This window comes from Peribacillus sp. NPDC058002 (assembly GCF_042886655.1).
GTDB classification, from domain to species: domain Bacteria; phylum Bacillota; class Bacilli; order Bacillales; family DSM-1321; genus Peribacillus; species Peribacillus aracenensis.
Map to the genome: position 1 here is coordinate 1 of NZ_JBHVQU010000143.1, position 9,489 is coordinate 9,489.

The 9,489-nt window shown below is 39.7% G+C and carries 10 protein-coding genes and 1 pseudogene; 5 read left to right on the forward strand and 6 right to left on the reverse strand.

Features of this window, described 5'->3' with window-relative positions:
• Both ACFVSH_RS19060 and ACFVSH_RS19065 read right to left on the reverse strand, forming a co-directional pair.
• Nucleotides 1-141: pseudogene (locus tag ACFVSH_RS19060) on the reverse strand (HTH-type transcriptional regulator Hpr); the annotation flags it as partial.
• Nucleotides 142-330: 189 nt separating this feature from the next.
• A complete protein-coding gene (locus ACFVSH_RS19065; protein ID WP_387596431.1) occupies nt 331-693 on the reverse strand; it encodes a YtxH domain-containing protein in 363 nt (120 codons plus the stop codon).
• A 317-nt stretch (nt 694-1,010) separates the two neighbouring features.
• Between ACFVSH_RS19065 and yhzF the strand changes: the two genes are divergently transcribed.
• Nucleotides 1,011-1,190, forward strand: a complete 180-nt coding sequence (yhzF, locus tag ACFVSH_RS27110) for a membrane protein YhzF (RefSeq protein WP_483878287.1) — start codon at nt 1,011-1,013, stop codon at nt 1,188-1,190.
• A gap of 99 nt (nt 1,191-1,289) precedes the next feature.
• On the opposite strand, the gene ACFVSH_RS19070 is transcribed toward yhzF, so the two are convergent.
• The 3 genes from ACFVSH_RS19070 to ACFVSH_RS19080 all read right to left on the reverse strand — a co-directional run bounded on the left by ACFVSH_RS19070 (nt 1,290) and on the right by ACFVSH_RS19080 (nt 3,955).
• Nucleotides 1,290-1,808 (reverse strand): tryptophan transporter, encoded by a 519-nt coding sequence (locus tag ACFVSH_RS19070; protein ID WP_076367276.1) that lies wholly within the window; start codon nt 1,806-1,808, stop codon nt 1,290-1,292.
• Between the two features lie 126 nt (nt 1,809-1,934).
• The gene (gene serC / locus ACFVSH_RS19075; protein WP_387707343.1) at nt 1,935-3,038 is read right to left on the reverse strand and encodes a 3-phosphoserine/phosphohydroxythreonine transaminase; all 1,104 of its coding nucleotides are present in this window, start codon (nt 3,036-3,038) and stop codon (nt 1,935-1,937) included.
• A 494-nt stretch (nt 3,039-3,532) separates the two neighbouring features.
• Nucleotides 3,533-3,955 carry an HIT family protein gene (locus tag ACFVSH_RS19080; protein WP_387596425.1) on the reverse strand — a complete coding sequence of 141 codons (423 nt, stop codon included), beginning with the start codon at nt 3,953-3,955 and terminating at the stop codon, nt 3,533-3,535.
• Between the two features lie 656 nt (nt 3,956-4,611).
• Between ACFVSH_RS19080 and ACFVSH_RS19085 the strand changes: the two genes are divergently transcribed.
• The 3 genes from ACFVSH_RS19085 (at nt 4,612) to ACFVSH_RS19095 (ending at nt 7,366) form a co-directional block, all read left to right on the forward strand.
• The gene (locus ACFVSH_RS19085; RefSeq protein ID WP_192203642.1) at nt 4,612-5,355 is read left to right on the forward strand and encodes an ABC transporter ATP-binding protein; all 744 of its coding nucleotides are present in this window, start codon (nt 4,612-4,614) and stop codon (nt 5,353-5,355) included.
• On the forward strand, nt 5,348-6,556 hold the full coding sequence (locus ACFVSH_RS19090; RefSeq protein WP_387596422.1) for an ABC transporter permease: 1,209 nt from the start codon (nt 5,348-5,350) through the stop codon (nt 6,554-6,556). Before ACFVSH_RS19085 ends, ACFVSH_RS19090 begins: the two co-directional genes overlap by 8 nt.
• A gap of 105 nt (nt 6,557-6,661) precedes the next feature.
• Entirely contained in the window at nt 6,662-7,366 is a 705-nt protein-coding gene (locus tag ACFVSH_RS19095; RefSeq protein ID WP_387596419.1) for an EcsC family protein, read from the forward strand.
• Between the two features lie 29 nt (nt 7,367-7,395).
• Here the strand turns inward: ACFVSH_RS19095 and ACFVSH_RS19100 are convergent, their stop codons facing one another.
• On the reverse strand, nt 7,396-8,607 hold the full coding sequence (locus tag ACFVSH_RS19100) for a M20 family metallopeptidase (RefSeq protein WP_387596416.1): 1,212 nt from the start codon (nt 8,605-8,607) through the stop codon (nt 7,396-7,398).
• A gap of 92 nt (nt 8,608-8,699) precedes the next feature.
• Here ACFVSH_RS19100 and ACFVSH_RS19105 point away from each other — a divergent pair, with 92 nt between their 5' ends.
• A complete protein-coding gene (locus tag ACFVSH_RS19105) occupies nt 8,700-9,344 on the forward strand; it encodes a phosphatase PAP2 family protein (protein ID WP_387707345.1) in 645 nt (214 codons plus the stop codon).
• Nucleotides 9,345-9,489: the final 145 nt, after the last annotated feature.

Sequence of the window (9,489 nt, forward strand, 5' to 3'; positions counted from 1 at the left end):
ATGCACATTGATATTTAAATCATATGGCTTTATCGAATGCTGCAATTCTATTTCTATGGATTTAAATAATGCTTTGCTTAATTGTGCAATTCGTTGACTAAAAATCATTGCTTCTTTCATAGAATAATTTTTATTCTGCATATTATGGGCTCACCTACTTATAAGATTCTATATATTTATTATGACAATAAAATAAAAATTAATAAAGAAAAATATTTGCGAAATTTTTAGAAAATTTTAGTTTTTTAAGGAATTCTCCATTCTCCCTCGATAAATCATGTAATTTATTGGGAGAAATGGAGAATCAAGATTTTGTGACGATGTCAGCTATTAATTTTTTGAAGAAGGGGTGGCCGCTTCCAATTCTTTCAATGAATTTTCAATTTCTTGAACGTTCTTCAATAATTCATTTTTATTGGGTTCGATTTCCCGCTTCCAGTTCTCGATGACGACCTGAACATCCGAAATGAACGTTTTTACCGTTTCTTTGCTGATTTGTGAAGCTTCCATCGTGTCATCTTTAATATTTAGCATTTTTACCTTTAACTCATCAATTGTATTCTTAATATCTTCGGTATTCGTTTTGATGCGGGTCCGTAGGTCTTTACCTGAACTTGGTGTTGAAAGTAAGGTTGCCGCACCAGCTACTACTGTTCCGGTCAAAAAGCCAATTAGTAATGATTTTGCTTTCATTAGGATCACCTCATTTTATATTATGTTTTCGCTTTCCATGGTCTGAATCCCTGCTGAAAAAAGCATCAATTGGAAATTATGATAAATAGGGAGAGAAATACTATTGATATCAAAATACCATAATTTTCATCCTTATGGAAGAGTATCGACCATTTTATCTTTATATCACAAAAATATTTTTTTAAACTTAGAGAGTAAATATATAATATTTAAAAATAACTTGAAGCTTTAATAATATTGCTTCATATAAAGGGAAGAGCAGCATATAGATAATAAAAACAAGCTGTCGGAACCTGGATGGCACTGGTGGGTAAAGAATGAAAATCATTTTTTTATTAGGTCTGGTATGCATGTGCGGAATGGGGTATTTTCTAAGGCGAGCTAAAACTCCTGGCATCTATCCGCCTAAGAGGGTGCTCCAGGCTAGAGCCTTCGCTATGGGCCTCCCCGGGGTTTTACTGCTTTTCATTTGGTTTATGTGGATATTGATTCACTGACAGATGAAGGATGATTCTGACTAGAGTTCCAGATTCATAAGATTGGAAAAAAAAGCACCGGATATTCCGGTGCCTTTTTAGGTATGATGATCCTGCTGCTTAAGCATTAATGGGTATATTTGATTTTCTTACGATGCCGTTCACAATTGGATAAATGATGACCATCGCAACTGTATTTAACAGTACGGCAGGAAGTACAACAGCGCCGAAAAGTGCAACGAAAGGCCCTGGAAGGGAAACGATATAATAAGCCGAACCAAGGAAGACAGCGCCGGAAATCATTGTTCCTACGGCAGTCAAGATACTAACGGTGACAACGGATGTTGAAAACTTCTTAAGACTGATGAATAAAAGGTAAAACAGAAAGGCTGTTGCCAATTTGTCTATGATATTTGGAATCTGTCCACCAGGAAATGTAGTCGTCATGGCAGAGATGGCTCCAGCAGCCAGGGCGACAATGAAAACATTCTTCTTCGCGGGAAACAGGGTAATCGCCAAAAACATCATCAACAGCATCATATCCGGTTTCATTCCAAGGAAGAATCCAGGTACGATAAAATGCAGGGCAGCCCCAATCCCGATTAATAGGGACAGTGACACAAGGGTTTTCGTTTTCATTTACTCATCTCTCCTATTCTCTTCTCAACTAACATCTTTTCTTCAACAATGCACTATTGCCTGTTGCAAGAAGTTTAAAATAGTATATCATAAGACCTATTTTTTTAGAAGTTATATTTGTTTGAATTAAAGGATTTGAGCTTCCTTCGCTTTATACGATTCCTGGAATTTCTTCATGAAATCCGCAAGTTCCTGGCAATGGGATAGAGGGACAGCATTATAGATGGATGCTCTGCAGCCACCGATGGAACGGTGACCGTTCAGTCCTACGAATCCGGCTTGCTTTGCCTCTTTAAGGAATTGTACTTCCGCTTCTTCTGACGGAAGCGTGAACGTCACATTCATTAATGAACGGCTGTCCGGTAGGGCATGGCCTTTATAAAAACCATCGCTGCCGTCAATGGCATCATAAATGACTTTTGCTTTTTCATCATTGACTTCAGCAATCTTTTCAACGCCGCCCTGTTCTTTTGCCCAATCCAACACAAGGGACAATAAGTAAATGGCCAATGTCGGAGGCGTGTTGTATAAAGAGTTATTTTTCGAATAGATAGAATAGTTCATCATGGATGGGATTTTGTCATTATCCGTAATTAAATTTTTACGGATGATAACGACCGTGATTCCCGATGGCCCCAGATTCTTTTGTGCACCCGCATAGATGATGCCGAATTTACTAACATCAATTTTTTTACTGAGAATATCACTTGACATATCAGCAACTAAAGGAATGCCGCCTGTTACCGGGAAGTCCTTCCATTGCGTTCCGTAAATCGTATTATTGCTTGTGATATGAAGGTATGCAGCATCATCATTCAATTGGATGTCTTCGACTTTAGGGATGAACGTATATTTTTCATCTTTGGATGAAGCGACAACAGCCGTTTCACCAACCTTTTTGGCCTCTTTTAATGCCTTTTCCGACCAAGAACCAGTTAGGACATAATCTGCCCTTTTCCCATCATTCAAAATGTTCATGGGAATCATGGAAAATTGTAGGCTTGCTCCTCCTTGAAGCAGGAGAACTTCATAATTTTCAGGAATTTCCAAGAGTTCTTTTAATGATTGAATGGCATGGTTATGAATTTTTTCGAATTCCGAACTTCTATGGCTTAATTCCATGACCGACATACCTGAATCCTCAATATTCAACCACTCGTTTTGGGCTCTTTGTAAAACTTCTAAGGGAAGGGCGGCTGGCCCAGCGTTAAAATTGCGTGCACGTTTCAATTTTTTTCCTCCTATGCGACTATGCGATAAAGTATTTGGGACTATTCATATATCCTACCAGAAAACTAAATTCAATAGGAGGAAAATTTAGAATTTTAGGGGACATTTCGTTTTGATGAGGGCCAATGCAAAAAGGTCCTCCACTTTGTGTGGGGACCAAATCGGGATCTTTGTTTTTCATGCAACCAGCGTGAGCTAGCGTTCAATTGCCGATCCTTTTAAAAGATAGGCTGTTTTCGCATACTTTGTTGCTATTTACCAAGTAAAGCGGTGTGTTGATTTCCCCTCCAGATGCTCGCTTTCCGCGGGGCGGGCGGTGAGCCTCCTCGGCGTAAACGCCTGTGGGGTCTCACCTGTCCCGCTGCTCCCGCAGGAGTCTCGCACTTCCACTCCAATCAACCTTAAATAGTCTCGTTTTAAAAACAACAATCTTAACGAAAAGAGCCAAAAGCTATAACGAGAGGAAAAAGAAACCTTCATTGACCATCACGGTCTCATTTTAAATGCTGTGCAATGGAGTCGGCGATTTGTTTCAGGTCATCTGGTGTATAGTCGCTCGTATTCGTTTTCCAAACAGCCCCAAAGCCGTCTCCTTCACCATGCCGAGGAATCAAATGCATATGAAAGTGGAAAACGGACTGTCCTGCGGCTTCACCGTTATTATTTAGAAGGTTCAGGCCTACAGGTTGGAATTCCTGCTTCATGGCGCGGGCAATTTCCGGCACCACTTCAAAAAGGTTCTTGGCAATCTCAGGTGTCAACTCATAAAGGTTTTCCTTATGTACTTTAGGTATTACCAGCGTATGGCCTTTTGTTACTTGACTGATATCGAGAAAGGCCAATACATGTTCATTTTCGAAAACTTTGGAACTTGGGATATCCCCATTGATTATTTTGCAAAAAATGCAATCACTCATTAAAAACGCCCCTTTAAATAAATGTATTTGGTTAATCGTACCATAGCTTGAATCCTTGGGAAAAGGAAAAATCATAAAAACAGGATGCAACATAAGTTGCACCCTGCCTGTTGAAAAAGGGGTTTTTGCTTCAAAATTCGCATTAGCATAAATTCTCTGCGACAAACACCTCATCTACGGTTTAGTAAAATATGGTTATTATCTGATTAGAGATTTTCCATTCAAAGCAACCATCTCCTATATCTTTAAAGTTTCATCAACTTTCAAAGCATAATTGATAATTATTGAATGATTTTTCTGCTTTTACGTGCAAGAGAACCATCTCCTTGCTCGAAACGATTTTTTTAATGAAGCTTCTGGTTTAATTCAGTTATGCGTCTTTAACTGACACCTCATTTACAATATGATGTAAATCATTTGTAATAAAACATTTGGGTATTTCAGTGTAATACGTCTTTAACTGACACCTCATTTACAATATGATGTGAATCACACGTAATGACTAACCCCTTCTTCCTTATTTATGATGACCACCAAGCAGGGAAAATATAATTAGTTATTTATGGAAATTCAGTTCCGGGAACACTCGACTATATAAAAGCAGGAGAATTTGATAAAATGGAAATGAGAACCTCTATATAGAAAGGATCGTTTATATGTCCTTATTGGAAATAAAGCAATTAGTGGGTGGATATACGAAAACGCCCGTTTTAAAGGGAATAAGTTTTGACATTCAACCAAATGAGCTAGTGGGGTTAATTGGGCTCAATGGGGCTGGGAAAAGTACGACAATTAAACATATCATCGGACTTATGGAGCCGAAAGGCGGAAGTGTCTCGATTCATGGAAAAACTCTTGCACAGGACCCGGATACATATCGGAAACAATTCACTTATGTTCCAGAAACGCCAATCTTGTATGATGAGCTTACACTTGAGGAGCATTTAAAGCTTACGGCCATGGCACATGGTTTGGCGGAAGCCACATATAAGGAAAGGATGGGCGTTCTATTAAAGGAATTCCATATGGAAAAAAGGCTTAAATGGTTTCCGGCCCATTTCTCAAAAGGAATGAAGCAAAAGGTCATGATAATGTGCGCCTTTCTAGTACAGCCGTCATTATATATCGTCGACGAACCCTTCGTAGGTCTTGATCCATTAGGCATTCAATCCCTGCTCGATTTGATGAGGAAAATGAAAGAGAGCGGAGCGGGAATTTTAATGTCTACACACATACTGGCGACAGCCGAGAGGTATTGTGATTCTTTCATCATCCTGCATAATGGGGAGATTCGGGCAAAAGGCGATCTTGAGCAGCTTCGCAAACAATTTTCCATGCCGGGGGCAACTCTTGATGATTTATATATTCAATTGACGAAAGAAGAAATCGGTCATGAATAGTCAAAATCTCTGGAAGGAAAGATATTTAGGCTATATAAATGAAACGCAAAAATATCTGCGCTATATTTTTAATGGCCATCTAGTTTTTGTCATGGTATTGGTTCTTGGTGGTTTGGCCTATTATTACAGTGATTGGGTGAAGACATTGGACAGTGATTTCCCTGCTGAATTGATCATGGCCTTTGTTTTATCGATCATTGTGACCAGAAGCCCGATTAATACTTTTTTGAAAGAACCTGATACGGTATTCCTGCTTCCGCTTGAAACGAAGTTGAGTAGCTATTTCAAGAATTCACTGATATTAAGTTGGGTCATGCAGGGGTTTATTCTTCTGGTTGTCCTCATTGCATCCATTCCGATGTATTCGAAGGTCACGGGTGCAGGAGGCACTGACCTTGGAATCATCCTTGTCGTTTTGCTTATTTTGAAGTTCTTGAATTTAACCATGCGCTGGCAGGTGTTGAAATATCAGGATACATCAGTGAGCCATTGGGACTCTTTCATCCGTTTTTTACTTAACGGAGTGATTCTTTATTTCATCTGTTCGAGGGCAAATATACTGTTTGCACTTATAACATTTTTATTATTGTTAGGACTTTACATGTATTACCGAAGCGCAACTAAAGGATTTGTGCTTAAGTGGGAACGGCTGGTGGAGCTGGAAAACAAGAGGATGAATTCTTTCTATCGAATAGCAAACATGTTTACTGATGTTCCCCATTTGAAAGGAAAGGTAGCAAGAAGGAAATGGATGGACTGGCTATTATCATTCATTCCGTATGGTGAAAAATCAACGTATACCTATCTTTATGCCCGTACTCTGTTGCGATCGAATGATTATGTGGGACTATGTTTTCGCTTGACTATCATTGGGTCAGTGATTTTAAGCGTATTCACTAACATATGGGCACATTTGATTGTAACCTTCATGTTCCTATTCATGACAGCCCTGCAACTGCTGCCGGTATGGAAGGCTCATGAATGGAAGGTATGGGTCTCATTGTATCCATTGCCAGCAAAAATGAGAGAATCTGCAGTCATAAAGCTAATTTCTTATTTCCTATTATTTGAGGACCTTGTCTTCGTTTTGATCCTCCTGGTAAAAGGGGAATGGATGTCCGCTGTAGCCGCCTTGGCAATGGGGCTTGTTTTCTTGCTCGGTTTTAAAATTTATGCAGCAAAGAAAATTAAAAACTTTTAAACAGAAGCTGATTTTTCATAAAATCAGCTTTTTCTTTTAAGAAATGAAAATTGAAACTAAAAGCCTCATATGTGGTATATACATATTTAACGGAGGTGTTAACTGATGGATGAATATGGACAAAAGGCATTATCGGAACTAATATCATGGAAAAAGAAAGTAGCCAAGAAAACCGGCAAGCTTGAGCGGTTGTCCAAAAAGGCGCAAATCAAAATGAATAGTTATATCCCAGACCGAGTGCACAAAATGATTACTGATAGTATTAAAGGGATGATTGAGGCCGTATTATCAGGTTCAAAATATATGTCTAAAGAAAAAAATGTAGTGCTTCTATCCTTACAGCAAAAAGAAGAATGGGTTGCGGAAACTGTAACGGCCTATCGGAAAACGGCCGTTATAGAAGGTGCGGGAACAGGAGCTGCAGGGCTTTTGATTGGATTGGCCGATTTCCCATTACTGCTTAGCATCAAGATGAAGTTATTATTCGAAATATCCCGTATATATGGTTTTGATCCAAATAAATATGAGGAACGCCTGTTCATACTCCATATCTTTCAGATGGCATTTTCGAGTGAGGAAAAAAAACTGGAAACATTACGGGTAATAGAAGAATGGGAATCAGGGAAATGGCCGGAAATAGACTGGCAAGAATTTCAGCAGGAATATCGCGACCACATCGATGTCATCAAAATGTTCCAGCTAGTCCCAGGGTTTGGGGCAGCTGTCGGTGCATATGCAAACCATCATTTGTTGGAACAACTTGGGGAGACGGCTGTCAATTGTTACCGAATCAGACTTCTAAAAGAGTAAGGGACGGGGGAGAACCCGTCCCTTACTCTTTACCGTAATAAAGATTCATTCCCCTTTTGCGATGATTGTTTCTTATTGTGATAGGTTACAGCTGCAGTGCCTAATATCTTGGCTGCAATGAGCATCGCTTTTTCATCGATGTCAAACAAAGGATGATGATGCGGATATGTATGTTCATTTTTTGGCTTGGCCCCCGTAAAGAAGAATGTACCTTTCACATTTTGTAAATAATAAGAAAAATCTTCACCTGTCATATCCGGGTCAATTTCCTCTGTAATTAAAACTTCCTTGACGGATTCAGTGCTTTCGATGAGGAATTTAGTTTCCTCAACATGTGGAATAACAGCTGGATAACCCTGAAAGTATTGATATTCATAAGTGCAGTCGGCAGCTAGGCAGGTTCCTTTAACAACCCGCTCCATTTCTTCGCTTATGAATGAACGGACATCTTCCTTGAAAGTGCGGACGGTTCCGATTATTCTAGCCTTATCCGCAATGACGTTAAAGGCATTATCCGCTACAAAGGAACCGACGGTAATGACTGCAGAATCTATTGGGTTAAGTCGGCGGCTTACGATTTGCTGTAGGGCCGTGACTAGCTGGGAGCCGACTACGATTGCATCACGGGTTTTATGCGGCTGGGCTCCATGTCCGCCCTGCCCTTGAATGGTGATTTCAAAACGGTCGGCAGCGGCCATAATGGGTCCATATGCGTATTGGACTGTTCCGGTAGGGATCGTGGCCCATAAATGGGTGCCGAAAATTACATCCACCCCATCAAGGCAGCCAGCCTCAATCATCGGTTTGGCACCTCCTGGAGCATATTCTTCAGCATGCTGATGGATAAATATATATTCACCTTCGAGCTCATCCTTCAGAACATTCAGGTTTTTTGCAAGGACAAGGAGTGTCGCTGTATGGCCATCGTGTCCACACGCATGCATTACCCCGGGTACGCAAGATTTATAGGGAACTTCTTTTTCATCCTGAATGGGTAAGGCGTCGAAATCAGCGCGCAAAGCCACGGTTTTACCAGGCTTATTGCCTGTTATCTTGGCAATAACACCATTACCGCCTACATTCGTCCGATGTTCGATTCCAATTTTTTTATAATATCCAGCGATGAAGGAAGCCGTTTGTGTTTCTTGAAAGGAAAGTTCGGGATGTTGATGGAGATAACGTCTGATGGAAACCATTTCTTCATATGAACCATCTAGAAGATCGTGTAATCGCTGTATCATTTTTCGCCTCCTAATGATTGGATTAATTGTAAATAGTATATCATATTCTGAAAGATCCAAAGTGAATTAAATACCTTGAGGAGATATATATCATGATTAAATATTCCTGGATTGCAATGGTTTTGATTTGCTTGCTGCTATTCTTTTTTTTGATGCAAGAAGTCCAGAGTGGGAAGCCTTTAGCATTCGATACATATTTTACGAAACTTATTTCCGTAGGTGAGAATACTTTTTCGTTCACATTCTTCAAGTCCATTATCCATCTTGGGAAATCCAAGTTCATTGGTTTTGGAAGCTTATTTTGTGTTCTATATTTGTGGATAATAAAGAAGGATTATTGGACCATGGCCATCTTCTCTATCGGTATGGCCGGGGGTGATGTATTAAATGAGTGGATAAAAAATCATATTAAAAGAGTGCGCCCAGAAAATCATTTAATGGAGATGGCTGGCTTCAGTTTTCCAAGTGGCCACGCAATGGTGGGCCTTATTTTCTTCAGTATGGTTGCTTATTTAATCATGAAAGAAATTAAAGGGAACTCTTTGAAATGGGCAGTGGGGCTCGGTTTCGTTAGTCTGGTTCTGCTAATAGGGGTCAGCAGGATCGCTATGAAAGTCCATTTTCCAACTGATATCCTGGCAGGCTTTGCATTAGGAGCGGCATATATTTTAACCTTGTTTAAATTATATAAATACCTCGGGCTAAAGTACTTTGAAAGAAGGATTCAGATAAAATAATTGTAAATACCCGTTGCATTTCCCCGGAAATAAAGAAGGAATTTGTCGGAAGGTTATAGGTTCATATGACTTTTGGGCCGTCCCAAATAACGCTCTGTATTACTATGAATTCAAAGAGGCCCATCCATGAGTATGGGCCTCTTAT

Bases quoted from the DNA above. Each gene is read 5' to 3' on its own strand.
- ACFVSH_RS19065 (WP_387596431.1), bottom strand. From the start codon at position 693: ATGAAAGCAAAATCATTACTAATTGGCTTTTTGACCGGAACAGTAGTA.
- yhzF (WP_483878287.1), top strand. From the start codon at position 1,011: ATGAAAATCATTTTTTTATTAGGTCTGGTATGCATGTGCGGAATGGGG.
- ACFVSH_RS19070 (WP_076367276.1), bottom strand. From the start codon at position 1,808: ATGAAAACGAAAACCCTTGTGTCACTGTCCCTATTAATCGGGATTGGG.
- ACFVSH_RS19080 (WP_387596425.1), bottom strand. From the start codon at position 3,955: ATGAGTGATTGCATTTTTTGCAAAATAATCAATGGGGATATCCCAAGT.
- ACFVSH_RS19085 (WP_192203642.1), top strand. From the start codon at position 4,612: ATGTCCTTATTGGAAATAAAGCAATTAGTGGGTGGATATACGAAAACG.
- ACFVSH_RS19090 (WP_387596422.1), top strand. From the start codon at position 5,348: ATGAATAGTCAAAATCTCTGGAAGGAAAGATATTTAGGCTATATAAAT.
- ACFVSH_RS19095 (WP_387596419.1), top strand. From the start codon at position 6,662: ATGGATGAATATGGACAAAAGGCATTATCGGAACTAATATCATGGAAA.
- ACFVSH_RS19100 (WP_387596416.1), bottom strand. From the start codon at position 8,607: ATGATACAGCGATTACACGATCTTCTAGATGGTTCATATGAAGAAATG.
- ACFVSH_RS19105 (WP_387707345.1), top strand. From the start codon at position 8,700: ATGATTAAATATTCCTGGATTGCAATGGTTTTGATTTGCTTGCTGCTA.